Consider the following 16,098-nt stretch of genomic DNA (forward strand, 5'->3'; position numbering starts at 1 on the left):
ATGGCCGCCCATGCTGATCGTAGGCATGGGCGGCACCGTGGCCCCGGGCAGCTCGTCGGAGCGCGTGCTTCGCGCGACGATTGCGGCCTGCGAGGCGGCGGGCGCCACGACGCAGCTGTTCGGCGGGGCTCAGCTGGACCTGCCCGCCTATCGCTATGGCGCAGCGCGATGCGACCGGGCGGCAGCCCTGATCGAAGCTCTGCGCGCCGCAGACGGGGTCGTCATGGTCTCTCCAGGCTATCACGGCACGGTCTCCGGCCTGTTCAAAAATGCGCTGGACTATGTGGAGGACATGGCCGGCGATCCGTTGCCCTATCTTGATGGTCGCGCCGTGGGGGTGATCGGCGTCGCCAGCGGATGGCAGGCCGCATCCGCCACGCTCGGCACGCTTCGCACCATCGTCCACGCTCTGAGGGGATGGCCGACCCCGCTGGGCCTGGCCGTCAACTCCGCCCAGCCGCTGTTCGATGACGCGGGCCAGGTCCTCGATCCCGTCCTGAGGGGGCAGATCGATCTGGTCGCGGCCCAGATCGTCGGCTTCGCCCAACGTCTCCAACCCCACGCCCTGCCAGCGAGAACCGCCGATGCCCGCGCTTGACGCCTCGTCTCTCGACCAATTGTTTCGAACGGCCCGGACCCGGAACGCCTGGTCGCCCCGGCCTGTCGAAGACCAGACCATCCAGGACATCTACGATCTGCTGAAGCTGGGACCGACCTCGGCCAACAGTTCGCCTGCGAGGTTCGTCTGGGTTCGCAGCGAGGCCGCAAGACAGACGCTGGCGGACTGCGCCATGGGCGCCAATCCGCCCAAGATCCTTGCGGCGCCAGTGACCGTCATCATCGGCCGCGACATGGCGTTCGCCGACCGGATGCCCGAGCTGTTTCCGCACGCGCCGCACATGCATCATCTGATGAAGACGCCGGGGATGGGAGAGGCGACGGCGGTCAGAAACACCACGCTTCAGGGTGGCTGGCTGATCATGGCCGCGCGGGCGCTGGGGCTGGATTGCGGGCCGATGTCGGGGTTCGACCGGGACAAGGTCGACGCCGCCTTCTTCGCGGGGACGACCGTCACGACCGACTTCCTGTGTTCGCTCGGTTACGGCACGGACGAGGGTCTGTTCGACCGACTGCCGCGGCTAGCCTTCGACGACGCCAACCGGATCGTCTGAGAGATGGTGGGGAAACTTTCGACGGTACTGACCGTGACGGACCTCGCCGCCGCCGTATCGGACTGGACCGACATCCTGGGCGTCGCGCCGACCTTTGTCGACGCCAATCGCTGGGCTCAATTCGACCTGGACGGCTCGCGCCTGGCCTTGGCGGGCGCGGATCGCCCGGCGGTGCCGGCCGGCGTGATGTCCAAGGTCGAGAATGTGCATTCCGAACGGGCGCGCCTGACCGCTGCGGGGCTGACGCCCGGGCCGATCCAGGCGGGTCTGCATGAGCAGAGGTTCACCCTGGACGCTCCGGGCGGCGCGATCGTCTTCTACCAGCCGCTATGAGCGAGATCGCGATCGGGCGGAGAGGCCTGCGATCCCCGGTTCCCGTGCGATCGCGATCCGCCTACCATCGGCCCCAGGTCTGAGGGGAGGGCCGTGAGTCTGGACCGGTTCAACCTCAATCTGTTCTTCGCGTTGGACGCGATCCTGAACACCCGGTCGCTGACCGAGGCGGCGAACAAGACGCGCCTGACCCAGCCGGCCATGAGCGTGTCGCTGAAGAAGCTCCGCATCTTCTTCAACGACGAACTGGTCGTCTATCAGCGCGGCGAGATGCGGCTGACGGCGCTGGCGCTCGTCCTGCGGCCGCGTATCCGCCACATCCTTCAGGCGTCGCGCGAAATCCTCGATGTCGCGCCCATGTTCGACCCGGCCGTGGACCGGGGCACCTTCACCCTGGCGGCGCCGGACGTCATCGAGCTGATCCTGCTGGGCCCGCTGGTGCGAAGCGTGACGGCAGAGGCTCCCTTGATGAAGCTGGTTTCCCTGCCGTTCGGCTATCAGCCCGTCGAGGCGCTGTTTCGCCAGCCTCTGGACGTCGCCATCGTCGCGGAACCCTTCGCGTCGGCCGAGTTCGCGTCGGAGCCGCTGTTCAGCGAAAGCCTCAGTTGCATGGTCTGGAAGGACGGCGCCTACGGCGGCGGGATCTCCGAGGCCGAATATCTGGCGGGCCGCCACGTCGGCATCTCGCATGCCCAGGAGCAGTTGACCCACCCGACGGGGGCCAGTCTGCAGCGGCTGGCGATCGATCGCGAGATCGTGGTGCGGGCCTCCAGCTATACGACCCTGCCGCACATCCTGATGGGGACCGACCTGATCGTGACGACCCTGACGAGCTATGCGCGGATGTGCGCCGACAGCCTGCCTGTGGTGGTGCAACCCCTGCCGATGGACGCGCCCCGCATTCCCTTCGTGGCCCAGTGGCAGAAGTACCGCGCCAGCGAGCCCGGGCTGCGCTGGCTGCTGGACCGCATCCGGGACGTCGCCGCGGCTCGCCCGTCGGACTGAGGCGTCAAGCCGGCGAGGGGCCGCCCTTGGGGATCATCTGTCCGGTGTTCCAGACGATGGTCAGGGCCAGCGACGAGAACCGCCACCCGTCGGCCGTGCGCACCAGGGTGGTGTCGTACCAGCCCCCGGCCCGCGCGTTCTGATCCAGGACGGCCCGGTCGAAGGTGTGGCTGGCGATGACATAGGCGCGCGCCGTGGCCTGGTCGCCGTCGATCGCAATCTGATAGTTGCCGTGGATATGCTGGGTGCCCCACGTCGGCGGCGGGCCGCGCATGGTCCTGATCGCATCCTGCCCCTCATAGCTGCCGTGAGGCAGGACGATGCGGGCGTCCTCGGTGAACAGGGCCGCGTAGGCCGGTTGGTTCTTCTCGTCGATGGCGCGCGCGAAGGCGATCAGGTGGTCGCCGATCAGGGCGCGGTCCACCAGCCATTGCAACTGGGCTGCGGGATCGGTCGGTGCGGTGTTGGACATGGTTCAGCTTTTCAGACGTGCGGGTTCCTGGGAGTCGGCGGCGGCGATGCCCATAGGGCCCTTGGGGGGGCCGCCGACAGGCAGTGGTCCCGCCAGGACGTCCGGGTGGATCTCGCTCTGGCCCGGCGCCGGGATCGGGGTGACGCCAAGGTGCGGCATGACCTCTTTCACGAACAGCGAATAGCTGGCGTTCCAGCCGTCGGGGTCATAGGGACCGAAGCCGAACCGCGTGTGGACCATTTCGAAGCCGGCGTCGGCGCGGGCCTTGATGGCCTCGATCACCGTGCCGGGGCTGCCCGCCACGATCCAGCTCTCGACGACGTTGGCGTTGCGGATCTCGACCGGTGTGGCCCCGGGCCGGCCGGCGACGGCGTCGTAGTGCATCTGTCCCAGAGTGCGCTTGTCCTCGCGGCGATCCAGCAGGGGGTGAAAGCCCATCATCTTTTCGATTTTGGCCCAAGCAGCTTCGTCGGTCTCGGCCACGACGAACTGATGATGGATCATCGAGGTCGAAACGCGCTGGGCGATGACGGCGGCGCTGTGTTCGGCGCTTTCCAGACCCTTGCGATAGAGGGCCATCTTGGCCCGCGCGTCCTCCAGTCCGCAGGGGCCGAGGAACAGCACGTTGCCGTCCTTGCCCGCCTGATGGATCAGAGGGTCGGTGTTGGTGCCGATGGCGACCAGAGGCGCCCCGGCCCGGTAGGGGATGGGCATCAGCCTTCCGTGCATCCCACCCTTGACCCAAGGGCCCGTGAAGGCGACCGGGCCGTCATCGATCCTGTGGTTCCATAGAGTCCTGAGGGCCGTCATCTTCTCGGCGAAGATCTCGCGCTGCTGGCTGGGGTCCAGACCGAAATTCTCGAAGTCGGGTGAAAAGCCGACCCGTCCCGCGCTCATGCCGGCGATAAACCGGCCGTTCAGCAACTGGTCGAGGATGTTGAGGTCCTCCGCCAGCCGGATCGGGTTGTGATAGGGCAGGGGAAGGATCGTGGTCGCGAACCACGTATCGCCCAGCACCGGCGACAGCCGCGCGCCCATCAACAGCGGATTGCAGTAGGGCTCGTAGTTGTTGAAGTGCTGCTCGCCGAAACTGACCAGCGAGAAGCCGTCGGCGGCCGCGCGCTCGGCCTCGCGTAGACACAGATCGATAAGCGGGCGATCGTCGCGAGGGCCGCGCGCGAACGGCCCCATGAAGATGGAGATGTGCATGACTGGGACCTTTTCGGGATCAGAGCCGGAACAGACGCTGGGCGTTCTGATCCAGGATCGCGGTCTTCTCGGCCGCTGACAGATAGGGGTTGGTCTCGATGTAGGTGACCGCCTCGGTCAGGCTGGCGAAGATCTCGTCAGAGCCCAGAAGCAGCCGGTCCGTGCCGTAGCTTTTCTGGACCAGGAGCATGGCCTCGGGGATGTCCTGAACGCTGGTGTCGTACCAGAACCGCCGGAACGGCTTCATCGGGTCCTGGAGCGTGATCGGCATGTTGTCGACGTAGCTGTAGAAGTTGGCCGCGACCGCGCCCGACGCGCGCGTCGTCAGGCCCCGGGTCAGGTTCCGCTTGATGCGCTCCCACATGTACGGAAGGTAGCCGCCGCACACCGCGAAAATGAACTCGATGTCGGGGAAGCGGGTGCTGAGCCCGGAATAGGCGATCCGCTGGGCCGTGATCTGCAACTGGGCCATCGACCCGGCGGCCATGCTCAGATTGTAGTCGGCCATACCGGGGTGGCAGCAGCTATGGGCGCCGACCGGGTGAATATAGGCCTTGGCCTTGCGACTGTTCAGCTCGGCCCAGAAAGGCTCGAACGCCGGGTCGTCCAGCGGCCGGCCCTGGAAGAAGCAGGGAAAGCAGATGCCCTCGAATTGCAGATCGTCCAGACAGCGGCGCGCCTCGACGATGGCCTCCTCGACGTAAGGCAAGGGCACCCAGCCAAAGGCGCGCATCCGGCCGCCGGTCTCGTCGACAACGGCGCGATACAGGTCGTTGGCGACGCGGGCGCCCTCGACCGCTCCGGCCAGATCAGGGACCTGCGTATCCAGTCCGACGGCGGACAGAATCTGGTGGTCGCACTTCGCCTCGTCCATCGTCCGCAGACGACCGGAAAGGTCGCTGGACTGGCCCGATCCGCGTGCGTGGTTCAGCCCCAGCGACACCAGTTTGTCCGTGTAGGCCGCCGGAAAATAGTGCGCGTGCACGTCGATCCGCATTGGTTCTTCCCGTCCGTTTCTTGATCGTTGGACAGGACGGATGAACGTCACCCGGGCCGTTGCCCAATGAGAAATGGCAATGCGGGCATGCAGATCGTTTATCCCCGGCCGGCGCCGTGAATGGGATTCATGAGGCCATAGCCGTTTTTGATTGGCGTTGGCCCCGGCGAGGCGGGATGCCTGCCGCTTCACGCCCTCCTGAGAAGGGCGGAGGAGGATGATCAATGACCGGTTCGAAACCGCGCACGCCTGCGTCGTCCGACGCGAAGGCTGAAGCGAACAAGGCATCTATAGACGCTGTCGCCGCCGATCCGCCCGCGACCGGCAAGGCCAAGGCCTATGCCGCCTATGTGCTGTTCGTGCTGATCCTGGCGAACATGCTGAGCTCGATCGACCGGTCGATCGTCAACATCCTGGTCGAGCCGATCCGGGCGGACCTGGGTTTCAGCGACACCCAGATGGGGGCCATCGGCGGACTGGGCTTCGCGCTGTTCTACGGGTTGCTGGGTCTGCCCATCGCGCGGCTGGCGGACAAGTACAGCCGCAAGCGGATCCTGGCCGTCGGCATGGTGGTCTGGTCGGCCATGACCATGCTGACAGGCCGCGCGGTCGGTTTCTGGACCATGCTGATCCCGCGCATCGGCGTCGGCGCGGGCGAGGCGACGCTGTACCCGACGGGCCTGTCGTTGATCGGCGACTATTTCGCGCGCCACAACCGGCCCCGCGCCATCGGCCTGTTTCAGGTGGGCGTGCATCTGGGCATCATCGTCGGGGCCGCGATCGCGGGGGTGGTCGCCGAGAAGCACGGCTGGCGCCACGCCTTCTTCCTGCTCGGCGCGCCGGGTCTGATTCTGGCGCTCGTCCTCATGGTCACGGTGCGCGAGCCGGAGCGCGGGCGGCTGGATCGCGTGGTGGGCAAGCCGCCACTGACGGACACCTTTGCGACCATGGCCGGCCTGCTGACCGGCAACCGTCCGCTGCTCCTGCTCGTCCTGGGCAGCGCCTTGATGTCGGTCGCCGCCGCCACCCTGGCGAACTGGGGCGCCGCATACCTGATCCGGTCTCACGGCCTGACCCTGTCGCAGGTCGGACTGACCGTCGGGCCGGTGCTCGGGCTGGGCGGCGCGATCGGCACGGTGGTCGGCGGGTTCGTCGGCAGCTGGGTCGCCAAGCGCAGTTCGGACCCCTATGCGCCCCTGAAGGTCATCCTTTGGACGGCCCTGCCGGCGGCGCCGTTCATGACCCTGTTCCTGATGGCTCCGACCATGCCGCTGGTGGTGGTGGGCGGGCTGTGCGGCGGCCTGCTGACGGCCATGCACTATGGGCCGCTGGTCGCCGTCGCGATCGGGCTGGCGCCGGCCGCGCACCGGGCGATGGCCGGGGCGCTGATGATCCTGGGACAGACGGTCCTCGGCTTCGGTTTCGGCCCGCTGATCGCGGGCGGCCTCAGCGATCTGCTGGCTCCCGGCCTGGGAACCGAGGCGCTCCGATACGCCATGCTGATCGCCCCGGCGTCGGTCGTCGGAGCCTGGATCTGCGCAGGGCTGGCCCGTCGGATGCTCATCAAATCCTCCCCGGATACGGTCTGATCGTGACCGGTCGGCCCTGCCACTTCTGCAGGGTCGGCCGGTCAGCGTCGACGGGCGAGTCCGCTGACGCTGTCGCGGATCTGGTCGATCATCCAGCGCAGGCCGCCATCGGACCGGCGCGCCCTGTGCGACTGCACGACCTCTCTCACGGGCGGGATATCGAACGGGGGCTCGAACAGGCGGATCGGCAGGACGTCGGCCTGCATGCGCGCCAGCCGTTCATGGGTGATGGCGATCCGCTGGGTCCCGACCAGCATGCGCGGGACGTGGATGAAAGCCGGGGCGATCAGCTCGATCCGCCGCTCCGGCACATGGGTATCCATCCAGGTCTCGGCCAGGGAACTGGCGCGGATACGGGCGAAGCGGACGACGACGTGACCCAGGCTACGGAAGCGCTCCTCGTCCATCCGGCCATCCGCCAGCAGGGTGTTGCCCTCCCAGGCGACCACCACGTGGCGTTCGTCGTAGAGGGGCTCATACGGGTGGCCGGGCGCCATGTAGAACTCGGGCATGATCAGGATATCAACCTCGCCGGAATCCAGAGAGCCCGGCTGGTCGCTGCCGGGGGCGACGACGTCCAGCACCGCGCCCGGAGCCCGTTCGGCGATCAGCGGAACCAGTCGGCTGATCACGACCTCGGTGATGTAGTCCGAACAGCCGATCCTGAAGGTGCGCCGTGTCGTGGCGGGATCGAAGGCCTGGCCCGGACTGACCGTCGCGTCGATGCGGAGCATCAGATCGCGCAACGGCTCCATCAGACCTTCCGCGAAGGGCGTGGGCGCCATGCGCCGTCCGACCGGAATCAGAAGCTCGTCGTTGAAATGCTCCCGCAGTCGCGACAGGGCGCCGCTGGCGGCGGACTGGCTCAGGAACAGACGCCGCCCCGCGGCCGACACGCTGCGTTCTTCCAACATGACGTCCAGGGCCATCAGCAGGTTCAGGTCCAAACCCTTGAAACGCATCGCCGAACCTACCTATCGATTTGATCGATGGATTTGATCCATCGAACCCATTTTACGGCTTGGATAATCCGTGTTCGTGTCTCCGGCAACTGGCCGACCAAGGAGCCAGGTCACTTAGGGAGGCGTCGATCCGTTCGGCGGCGCGCGGCCATCGCCGCGAAGGCCGGCCGCGTGGACGCGCCAGGGGGAAGAACACATGCGTCACCTGTTGATGTCGTCCGTCGCCATCGTCGCGATGAGCCTGAGCACGATCGCCGCCGCACAGACGGCGGATGCGCCGGGCCAGGAAGACCAGGCCACCGGCCTCGATGACATCGTCGTCACCGCCCAGCGTCGCAGCGAAAACCTGCAACGCGCGGCGGTCGCCGTGTCGGCGGTCAGCGGCGAGGATCTGGTCAATGCGGGAGTCACGGAATCGACCGCCCTGACGCGGCTGGTGCCGTCTCTGGTCGTGCAGCCCGCGGGTGGCAACACCACCTTCTATCTGCGCGGGGTCGGCACCCTGTCCGGCAACGCCTTCGCCGAGAACGCGATCGCCTACAACGTCGGCGGCGTCTACTACGGCCGCCCCACCGCCCCCAACGGCAGCTTCTTCGATCTGGAGCGGATCGAGGTGGTCAAGGGGCCGCAGGGCACGCTCTATGGCCGCAATGCCACGGGCGGCGCCATCAACATCCTGCCCAACCGGCCCCGCATCGGCGACTTCGCCGCCGAGGGCACGGTCGAGGTCGGCAACTATTCGCACCGCAAGTTCGGCGGCATGCTCAACCTGCCGCTGGGCGAGAACGCGGCCCTGCGTCTGGCTCTGCAGGACGTCTCGCGCGACGGCTACATGTCCGACGGCTACGACGACGAGGATTCGACCTCGGCGCGGGCATCGCTGCTGTGGACGCCCGACGACGTCTGGTCGGTGTTGCTGGTGGCGGACTATTTCAAGCAGGGCGGGATGGGCGTCGGCGGCGTCACCGTGCCCAGCGCCTTCTATCCTCGCGGCCCCAATCCGGAGGATCGCATCGGCGGCTCGGATCCACGCAGCACCGGGCCACTGACCACGCAGTTCGGCTTCCTGATCAACAGCGGCAATGTCACGCCGCCGCGCGACGACGGCTTCCTTGACAACGAGTTCTACGGGTTCGCTGCGACCGTCGAAGCCGATCTGGGCTTCGGCACGCTGACGGTGATCCCCGCCTATCGCAAGTCGGCGCCGCGCCTGCGGTTCTACAGCACCGGCTTCCAGGGCAATTTCGACGACGACGTCGATCAGACGTCGCTGGAGGCCCGTCTGGCCTCGAACGGCGATGGCCCGTTCCAGTATGTCGTCGGCGCCTTCCTGTTCAAGGAAGAGGCCGAGGCGACCAACAGCTTCTTCCAGGGCAATCTGTCGACGACGCTGTTCATTCCGTCGCTCGACACCGAGAGCCGCGCCATCTTCGGCCAAGGCACGTTCGCGCTGAGCGACACCTTCCGCCTGGTTGCCGGCGGCCGTTACACGACCGAGGAGAAGACCCAGAACACCCTGCTGCGCCAATCCACCGGACCGGTCGGAAGCGGGCCGTTCGTGACCATCACCGGCGCGCTGGATTTCGACAGCTTCACCTACAAGGCCGGGTTCGAGTGGGACGCCGCGCCAGATTCGCTGATCTACGCCAACATCGCCACAGGCTTCAAATCCGGCGGCTTCTTCACCTCGGTTCGGGACAATACCTATGAGCCGGAAGAGCTGACCGCCTATACGATCGGGGCCAAGAACCGGTTTCTGGACAATCGCCTTCAGCTGAATCTGGAGGCCTTCTACTGGGACTATCGGGACCAGCAGATCAGCTACAACGGCCCGATCCTGGCCAACAACTCCAACCTCTACACCCAGGCGAACGTCACCACGAACGTCGGCGACGCGACCATCAAGGGCGCGGAGCTGGAAGCCCGTTTCCAGGTCGTGCCGGGTGGGGTGTTCAGCGCCAACATCCAGTATCTGGACGCGACCTACGACAGCTTCGTCTACGACGGCTTTTCGGCGACGGGCGCGCCCCCGCGCGTGACCTGCCCGTTCACGGTCAACACGACCCTGCCCGTCGCGGCGCCGGCCCGGGTCTACACGGTCGACTGCTCGGGTCGCCCCGCGATCAATGCGCCGAAATGGTCGATGAACCTGGGCTACGAGCAGACCATCGACCTGTCGAACGGGTTCGCCCTGATCGCCGGCGCGCGCACCCGGATCGAGTCCAGCCGCTTCCTGTCGATCGAATACCTGCCCGAGGAGGAGCAGGAAGGCTACATGACCAGCGACGCCTATCTGACGCTGGAATCGCCGGACGAGCGGTGGTCGGCGACGGCCTTCGTCAACAACATCGAGGACGAGACCATCTACTCGACCAGCTTCCCGCGTCCGATCCTGGGCGTGGTCTACAACGGCCTGCGTCCGCCCCGGACCTATGGCCTGCGCCTGACCGCGCGGTACTAGGCGGATGAGCGACGACAGCTTCCGGCGCATCGTGACGGCGCACGACGACCGGGGGCTGTCGATCGTCCAGAGCGACGAGCAGCTGATGACGATCCCTATCGACAGCGGCGACGCGGCCTTTCGGCTGGTCTGGGCCACGCCAACGGTTCCCGCCGACCTCAACGCGGGGACAGACGGACCTGACGCGCCAGGCAAGACCCTGACGGGCGGCTCGGTTATCCGGGTCGTTGACATGCTGCCGGGCAAGAGTTCGCCGATGCACCGCAGCTATTCGATCGACTATGGCATCGTCCTGTCAGGCCGGCTGGAAATGGAACTGGACGGCGGGGCCATAGTGGCCCTGGCGGCCGGCGACATCGTGGTGCAGCGTGCGACCAATCACCTTTGGCGCAATCCCTCGGCCGATACGGTTTGCCGGATCGTCTTCGTCCTGACTGAGTCCCTGCCTGTGGTCGTCAGCGGACGGGTCCTGCCTGAAATCCATCCGTGAGCAGTCCGTCTCGAACGGTCGTCGTGACCGGGGCGGGCGGGTTCGTGGGCAGCCGTCTGGTTCGGCGGCTGATCGAGGATCCCGCCTTCATCGACGATCGGCTGGTGATCTGCGATCTGGCCCTCGCGGAAGCCGGCTGGCCGGATCGCGTGCGCTGTGTTCGCGGCGACTTTGGAACGCCGGAGGTTCTGCGGGACCTTCTGCGGGACGGGGCAGATGTTGTATTCCATCTGGCCGGCGTCCTGGGCGGCGCGGCCGAAGCCGATCCGGGGCTGGCGCGACGGGTCAACATCGACGCGACCCTGTCGCTGATGGAGGCGCTGCGGGGGCTGCCGAAGCCGGCCAGACTGGTCTTCGCCAGTTCGATCGCGGTGTTTGGCCCGACCGGGCGGGCGTGTATCGACGACGCAACCCCGACCGATCCCGTCATGCTCTACGGCGCGCAGAAGCGGATGGTCGAGGTCGCCATCGAACAGGCGGCGGCGCGCGGCTGGATCGACGGCCTCTCATTGCGCCTGCCCGGCATCGTCGCACGGCCCAGGTCCAGCGGAGGTCTCAAGTCCGGCTTTCTCAGCGACCTGTTCAATGCGTGGACCGAGGGGAGCGACATCGTGCTTCCCGTCTCGCCGCAGGGCACGACATGGCTGCTGTCGGTCAGGGCCTGCGTCGATGCGCTGGTCCATGCAGCCGGACTGCCTGGGTCGCTGCAGACGCCTCGCGCCCTGACGCTTCCGGCGCTGCGGGTCGAGTTCGCTTCCATCGTTTCCGCGCTCCGCGCCGTTGAGCCGACCAGCCCATCGACGATCACGTTCCAGCCTGAGCCGGACATCGAAGCGCAGTTCGGCCGTCAGCCGGCGTTGGAGACACCGTTCGCCGACCATCTTGGCTTTCGCCACGACGGAGACGTTCAGACCCTGGTCGAACGCGCGCTAGAGGAGATCCCCAGGTGATCGATCTGTTTCAGCTGTCGGGCCGGGTGGTGCTGCTGACTGGCGCGACGGGCGGCATCGGAGAGCCGGCCGCTCGCCTGCTGGCGGAGGCCGGCGCCCGGCTGGTGCTGAGCTGCAAGGACGCCACGCGTCTCGCCGACCTCGTGTCCGCGCTTCGCGATGAAGGCCACGCCTGCGACGGACTGGTTTGCGACCTGTCGGGTGCGTCCGCCGTTCGAGGGCTGGCCGAACGAGCGCTCGGGTTGGCCGGACGGATCGACGTCCTGATCTGCAACGGCGGCATGGAGGGCTTCGTCGGACCGATCGGACAGGCGAGCGAGGGCGACATCGATACGCTCTTCGCGGTCAACCTTCGCAGCGCCATGACCCTTACGGCGGCCGTCATACCGGGTATGGCGGACCGGGGCGGCGGCAGCGTGATCCTGGTGGCCAGCATCGCGGGGCTCAGAGGCAATCGGTCGATCGGCCTCTACGGCGTGGCCAAGGCAGGCCTGTCGCAACTCGCGCGCAACCTCGCCGTGGAGTGGGGTCCGTCAGGCGTGCGCGTCAACAGCCTGTCGCCGGGGCTGATCCGGACGCCGTTCGCTCGACCGATCCTGGAGAACGCCGACTATCTTCCGCGCCGGCTGTCCCTGACGCCTCTGCGCCGGGCGGGAGAACCGGCGGAGGTCGCGGGAGCGATACTGTTTCTGGCGTCGGACGCCGGCGGGTTCACTACAGGTCACAACCTCGTCGTGGACGGCGGCACGACCATTTCGGACGGAAACTGAGGTCGAACGGTCGGGCGGAACCCCGCCGTCCGCACGATCGCGACATGGTGCCGGGCCGCCGGTCTCGCGAAGACCTCCCGATGTCAGGCCGTCAGGGCTCTGGGGAGTTTGAAGGTCACGGTCTCCCGTTGACCAGGATCGTCGGCCAGGGTGACGTCGAAGCGGTGCTGCAGCGCCTGGACCACGGCCTGAACCAGCGGTTCGGGGGCGGAGGCGCCGGCCGTCACGCCGACGGTCGAGACGCCCTCCAGCCAGTCCCAGTCGATATGCGAGGCGTCGTCGATCAGTCGGGCGTCGCCGGCCCCGGCACGCAACGCGACCTCGACCAGCCGCACCGAGTTCGAGGAGTTTTTCGACCCGACGACCAGAACCAGATCCGAACCGACGGCCAGTTGCTTGACCGCCTCTTGCCGATTGGTCGTCGCGTAGCAGATGTCTTCCTTGTGCGGGTCAGGCAGCTCCGGGAAGCGGCGTTTGAGCACACGCAGTATTTCGGAGGTGTCGTCCAGCGACAGGGTCGTCTGGGTCGCATAGGCCAGCGGCAGGTCGCCCGGGCGCTGGAAGGCCTCGGCATCCTCGACCGTTTCGATCAGGCTGATCGCGCCATCGGGCAACTGGCCCAGCGTGCCGACGACTTCCGGATGGCCGGCGTGGCCGATCAGGATGATGTGGCGACCATTGGCGTGGTGACGCTCCGCCTCGACATGGACCTTCGAGACCAGGGGACAGGTCGCGTCCAGGAACATCAGTTCGCGGGCGCGAGCGGTGGCGGGGACGGACTTCGGCACGCCATGGGCGGAGAAGACGACCGGCCGGTCATCCGGACATTCGTCCAGATCCTTGACGAAGACGGCGCCGAGGCCCTTGAGCCGGTCGACGACGTGCTTGTTGTGGACGATCTCGTGGCGGACGTAGACGGGGGCGCCGAACTTCTCGATCGCGCGCTCGACGATCTGGATCGCCCGATCCACCCCGGCGCAGAAGCCGCGCGGCGTGGCCATGCGCACCGTCAGGGGGCGACGCAGCTCCGGGGGCGGGGTGACGGGGGAGGGGGCGAGGGCGTCCATGGATGAAACCTAGTCGTTCCGAGGCTGCGTCGCCACCGTGGCGGGCTCGATAGGTTTGCGACGCCTCGCTTTAGCCGCTATCAGGCGGGAAGCCTGACCGCGTTCCGTCAGCGCCAGATTTCCGGATTTCTCAATGCGCCTTGCGACCGTCGCCCTCGCCGCCCTGTCGGTCCTCGTCTCCGCCGGAGCAGCCTCCGCCCAGTCGCGCGATCCCGATCAGCGCCCCGAGCGCGGCCGCAGCACCCAGGACCAGCAGGAAGAGAACGGCGGACGCTCGCGCGCGCCGCGCATCGCCCCCCTGCGATCGGTCGCCAATGCCGGTCCGTGCCCGTTCGTGAAGATCCTCTATGACGCCGCCCGGTTCGTGGAACTGGAGGGCGGTCGCGCCGCCGCCGCCAACGTCGGCTACACAGGCGAGATCGAGGGCGTCACCGCCGGCTGCGCCTACCAAGCGGATGAGCCGATTTCGGTTCAGATGAACATCCTGTTCAACCTCGGCCGCGGACCTCAGGCCACGGGCGACCAGCGCACCTATCGTTACTGGATCGCGGTCACCGAGCGGAACGCCGCCGTGCTGGCCAAGGAATATTTCGACCTGCCGGTGAACTTCGAAGGCGGCGCCACCGCCTCGGTCACCGAGGAGCAGTCGGTGATCATCCCGCGCGCCACGGCGGAAACCAGCGGCGGTAATTTCGAGGTTCTGATCGGCTTCGACGTCACGCCGGAGATGGCCGAGTTCAACCGCACCGGCAGCCGCTTCCGCATGACGGCGGGCCAGGCCGCGGCGACCCCTCCGGCGCAATGACCGACCTCAGGACCGATCTCGGCGAAGCGGTCGCGGCCGCCTTCGCCGCCGAAGGCGTGGACGCATCGGTCGCGCGCGTCACCGCCTCCGACCGTCCCGATCTGGCCGACTTCCAGTCCAACGGGGCGCTGGCTGCCGCCAAGGCGCTGAAGGCCAACCCGCGCGAGCTGGCCGGCCGCGTCGCCGAACGTCTTGCCGCCGACCCGCGCCTGTCGGGCGTCGAGGTGGCGGGCCCGGGCTTCATCAACCTGAAGCTCTCCAACGAGGCGCTGGCGCGTCGGGCGCAGGGCGTGGCCGACGATGCGGCTATGGCCGGGGCCTCGAAGGTCGCCGAACCGCGCAAGGTCGTCATCGACTACGCCGGGCCAAACGTGGCCAAGCCGATGCATGTCGGGCACCTCCGCTCGTCGATCATCGGCGAGAGCCTGAAGCGGCTGTTCCGGTTCCGGGGCGACACGGTCTGGGGCGACGCCCACTTCGGCGACTGGGGCTTCCAGATGGGTCTGCTGATCGTCGCCGTGGGCGACGAGAAGAAGGCTGAGGCCTTCCTGGCCGACGGCGAAGGTCCGTTCCCGGACCACAGCCCGGTGACGCTGGACGACCTCGAGCGCCTCTATCCGATGGCCGCGGCCAAGGCCAAGGAAGACACCGACTATCGGGACCGCGCCCGCAAGGCGACGGCGGAGCTGCAGGGCGGCCGGCCCGGCTACCGCGCCCTGTGGCGGCATTTCGTGGCGGTGTCGAAGACGGCGCTGGAGCGGGAGTTCGGTGCGCTGGGCGTCACCTTCGACCTGTGGAACGGGGAGTCGGACGCCGATCCCCTGATCTCGACGATGGTCGACGACATCAAGGCGCGCGGTCTGGCCGAGTTCGACCAGGGCGCCTGGATCATCCGGGTGGCGGAAGACGGTGAGAAGCGCGAGCTGCCGCCGATGCTGCTGGTCTCGTCGGAAGGCTCGGCCATGTACGGCACGACCGATCTGGCGACGATCCTGGACCGGCGACAGCAGTTCGACTTCGATCTGGTCCTGTACTGCGTAGATCAGCGCCAGGGGGATCACTTCGAACAGGTGTTCCGGGCGGCCTACAAGGTCGGCTACGCCACGCCCGGCCAGCTGGAACACGCCGCCAACGGCACGATGAACGGGTCGGACGGCAAGCCCTTCAAGACGCGGGCGGGCGGGGTGCTGAAGCTGCACGACCTGATCACCCAGGCCCGGGACAAGGCGCGCGAGCGGCTGAAGGAGGCCGATCTGGGCGCCGATCTGCCCGAAGCCGAGTTCGAGGATACGGCGTCGAAAGTGGCTGTGGCCGCGCTGAAGTTCGCCGATCTGTCGAACAGCCGGACGACCAGCTACGTATTCGACCTCGACCGGTTCATGAGCTTCGAAGGCAAGACCGGGCCCTACCTGCTGTACCAGGCGGTGCGGATCAAATCCCTGCTGCGGAAGGCCGAGGCGCAGGGCGTGCTGGCCGGGCCGATCTTCGTCAAGGAACCGGCGGAGCGGGATCTGGTGCTGACGCTGGACGCCTTCGATCAGGCTGTATCGGATGCCTACGACAAGCGTGCGCCGCACCTGATCGCCGAGCACGCCTATCGGCTGGCCCAGGCGTTTTCCAAGTTCTACGCGGCCTGCCCGGTGCTGGCGGCTTCGGAGCCTGAGACGGTGGGGTCGCGGCTGGCTCTGGCCGGGGCGGCGCTGAGCCAGCTGGAGACGGCGCTCAGACTTCTGGGAATCGATTCGCCCGAGCGGATGTAGCCCCCGCGACACGGACTCCGACGTTATCCACTGGTTAACTGTCCCGCTTGGGGCAG

Annotated in this window: 16 protein-coding genes; 11 read left to right on the forward strand and 5 right to left on the reverse strand. The window is 67.4% G+C overall.

The window, feature by feature from the left end:
- The first annotated feature begins 10 nt into the window (after positions 1-10).
- The 4 genes from ACQY68_RS06120 (at position 11) to ACQY68_RS06135 (ending at position 2,510) form a co-directional block, all read left to right on the forward strand.
- Positions 11-598: an NADPH-dependent FMN reductase gene (locus tag ACQY68_RS06120; RefSeq protein ID WP_428152164.1), complete on the forward strand. Its 588-nt coding sequence runs from the start codon at positions 11-13 to the stop codon at positions 596-598.
- Positions 585-1,172 (forward strand): malonic semialdehyde reductase, encoded by a 588-nt coding sequence (locus tag ACQY68_RS06125; RefSeq protein ID WP_428152165.1) that lies wholly within the window; start codon positions 585-587, stop codon positions 1,170-1,172. The genes ACQY68_RS06120 and ACQY68_RS06125 overlap by 14 nt, the downstream gene beginning before the upstream one ends.
- Before the next feature lie 6 nt (positions 1,173-1,178).
- A complete protein-coding gene (locus ACQY68_RS06130) occupies positions 1,179-1,505 on the forward strand; it encodes a hypothetical protein (protein ID WP_428152166.1) in 327 nt (108 codons plus the stop codon).
- A 93-nt stretch (positions 1,506-1,598) separates the two neighbouring features.
- Positions 1,599-2,510 carry a LysR family transcriptional regulator gene (locus ACQY68_RS06135; RefSeq protein WP_428152167.1) on the forward strand — a complete coding sequence of 304 codons (912 nt, stop codon included), beginning with the start codon at positions 1,599-1,601 and terminating at the stop codon, positions 2,508-2,510.
- 4 nt (positions 2,511-2,514) lie between these two features.
- On the opposite strand, the gene ACQY68_RS06140 is transcribed toward ACQY68_RS06135, so the two are convergent.
- The 3 genes from ACQY68_RS06140 to ACQY68_RS06150 are packed head-to-tail and all read right to left on the reverse strand — an operon-like array spanning position 2,515 to position 5,188.
- Positions 2,515-2,982, reverse strand: coding sequence for a nuclear transport factor 2 family protein (locus ACQY68_RS06140; protein WP_428152168.1), 468 nt, complete (start codon positions 2,980-2,982; stop codon positions 2,515-2,517).
- A 3-nt stretch (positions 2,983-2,985) separates the two neighbouring features.
- A complete protein-coding gene (locus ACQY68_RS06145) occupies positions 2,986-4,191 on the reverse strand; it encodes an LLM class flavin-dependent oxidoreductase (RefSeq protein ID WP_428152169.1) in 1,206 nt (401 codons plus the stop codon).
- A 19-nt stretch (positions 4,192-4,210) separates the two neighbouring features.
- Positions 4,211-5,188 carry an amidohydrolase family protein gene (locus ACQY68_RS06150; RefSeq protein ID WP_428152170.1) on the reverse strand — a complete coding sequence of 326 codons (978 nt, stop codon included), beginning with the start codon at positions 5,186-5,188 and terminating at the stop codon, positions 4,211-4,213.
- Between the two features lie 224 nt (positions 5,189-5,412).
- On the opposite strand from ACQY68_RS06150, the gene ACQY68_RS06155 reads away from it, so the two are divergent.
- Positions 5,413-6,777: a spinster family MFS transporter gene (locus ACQY68_RS06155; RefSeq protein WP_428152171.1), complete on the forward strand. Its 1,365-nt coding sequence runs from the start codon at positions 5,413-5,415 to the stop codon at positions 6,775-6,777.
- A 41-nt stretch (positions 6,778-6,818) separates the two neighbouring features.
- On the opposite strand, the gene ACQY68_RS06160 is transcribed toward ACQY68_RS06155, so the two are convergent.
- Positions 6,819-7,739, reverse strand: coding sequence for a LysR family transcriptional regulator (locus ACQY68_RS06160; RefSeq protein WP_428152172.1), 921 nt, complete (start codon positions 7,737-7,739; stop codon positions 6,819-6,821).
- 196 nt (positions 7,740-7,935) lie between these two features.
- On the opposite strand from ACQY68_RS06160, the gene ACQY68_RS06165 reads away from it, so the two are divergent.
- From ACQY68_RS06165 to ACQY68_RS06180, 4 genes are read left to right on the forward strand one after another with little or no spacing between them, the layout of a single operon-like run.
- Complete coding sequence (locus tag ACQY68_RS06165; RefSeq protein WP_428152173.1) at positions 7,936-10,200, forward strand: TonB-dependent receptor; 2,265 nt, start codon at positions 7,936-7,938, stop codon at positions 10,198-10,200.
- Between the two features lie 4 nt (positions 10,201-10,204).
- Entirely contained in the window at positions 10,205-10,690 is a 486-nt protein-coding gene (locus ACQY68_RS06170) for a cupin domain-containing protein (RefSeq protein ID WP_428152174.1), read from the forward strand.
- A complete protein-coding gene (locus tag ACQY68_RS06175; protein WP_428152175.1) occupies positions 10,687-11,640 on the forward strand; it encodes an NAD-dependent epimerase/dehydratase family protein in 954 nt (317 codons plus the stop codon). Before ACQY68_RS06170 ends, ACQY68_RS06175 begins: the two co-directional genes overlap by 4 nt.
- Positions 11,637-12,410 carry an SDR family NAD(P)-dependent oxidoreductase gene (locus ACQY68_RS06180; protein ID WP_428152176.1) on the forward strand — a complete coding sequence of 258 codons (774 nt, stop codon included), beginning with the start codon at positions 11,637-11,639 and terminating at the stop codon, positions 12,408-12,410. Before ACQY68_RS06175 ends, ACQY68_RS06180 begins: the two co-directional genes overlap by 4 nt.
- A gap of 83 nt (positions 12,411-12,493) precedes the next feature.
- On the opposite strand, the gene ispH is transcribed toward ACQY68_RS06180, so the two are convergent.
- Positions 12,494-13,477, reverse strand: a complete 984-nt coding sequence (gene ispH, locus ACQY68_RS06185; protein WP_428152177.1) for a 4-hydroxy-3-methylbut-2-enyl diphosphate reductase — start codon at positions 13,475-13,477, stop codon at positions 12,494-12,496.
- Positions 13,478-13,610: 133 nt separating this feature from the next.
- Here ispH and ACQY68_RS06190 point away from each other — a divergent pair, with 133 nt between their 5' ends.
- Positions 13,611-14,282 carry a Tat pathway signal sequence domain protein gene (locus ACQY68_RS06190; protein WP_428152178.1) on the forward strand — a complete coding sequence of 224 codons (672 nt, stop codon included), beginning with the start codon at positions 13,611-13,613 and terminating at the stop codon, positions 14,280-14,282.
- Positions 14,279-16,042 (forward strand): arginine--tRNA ligase, encoded by a 1,764-nt coding sequence (gene argS / locus ACQY68_RS06195; RefSeq protein ID WP_428152179.1) that lies wholly within the window; start codon positions 14,279-14,281, stop codon positions 16,040-16,042. Before ACQY68_RS06190 ends, argS begins: the two co-directional genes overlap by 4 nt.
- Positions 16,043-16,098: the final 56 nt, after the last annotated feature.

The sequence above is a fragment of the Brevundimonas sp. genome (assembly GCF_965278935.1).
Lineage (GTDB): Bacteria > Pseudomonadota > Alphaproteobacteria > Caulobacterales > Caulobacteraceae > Brevundimonas.

Excerpts from the sequence above, each read along its gene's own strand:
- ACQY68_RS06165 (WP_428152173.1), top strand. The coding sequence starts at position 7,936 with ATGCGTCACCTGTTGATGTCGTCCGTCGCCATCGTCGCGATGAGCCTG.
- ACQY68_RS06140 (WP_428152168.1), bottom strand. The coding sequence starts at position 2,982 with ATGTCCAACACCGCACCGACCGATCCCGCAGCCCAGTTGCAATGGCTG.
- ACQY68_RS06190 (WP_428152178.1), top strand. The coding sequence starts at position 13,611 with ATGCGCCTTGCGACCGTCGCCCTCGCCGCCCTGTCGGTCCTCGTCTCC.
- ACQY68_RS06155 (WP_428152171.1), top strand. The coding sequence starts at position 5,413 with ATGACCGGTTCGAAACCGCGCACGCCTGCGTCGTCCGACGCGAAGGCT.
- argS (WP_428152179.1), top strand. The coding sequence starts at position 14,279 with ATGACCGACCTCAGGACCGATCTCGGCGAAGCGGTCGCGGCCGCCTTC.
- ACQY68_RS06120 (WP_428152164.1), top strand. The coding sequence starts at position 11 with ATGCTGATCGTAGGCATGGGCGGCACCGTGGCCCCGGGCAGCTCGTCG.
- ACQY68_RS06170 (WP_428152174.1), top strand. The coding sequence starts at position 10,205 with ATGAGCGACGACAGCTTCCGGCGCATCGTGACGGCGCACGACGACCGG.
- ACQY68_RS06150 (WP_428152170.1), bottom strand. The coding sequence starts at position 5,188 with ATGCGGATCGACGTGCACGCGCACTATTTTCCGGCGGCCTACACGGAC.
- ACQY68_RS06125 (WP_428152165.1), top strand. The coding sequence starts at position 585 with ATGCCCGCGCTTGACGCCTCGTCTCTCGACCAATTGTTTCGAACGGCC.
- ACQY68_RS06145 (WP_428152169.1), bottom strand. The coding sequence starts at position 4,191 with ATGCACATCTCCATCTTCATGGGGCCGTTCGCGCGCGGCCCTCGCGAC.
- ACQY68_RS06160 (WP_428152172.1), bottom strand. The coding sequence starts at position 7,739 with ATGCGTTTCAAGGGTTTGGACCTGAACCTGCTGATGGCCCTGGACGTC.
- ispH (WP_428152177.1), bottom strand. The coding sequence starts at position 13,477 with ATGGACGCCCTCGCCCCCTCCCCCGTCACCCCGCCCCCGGAGCTGCGT.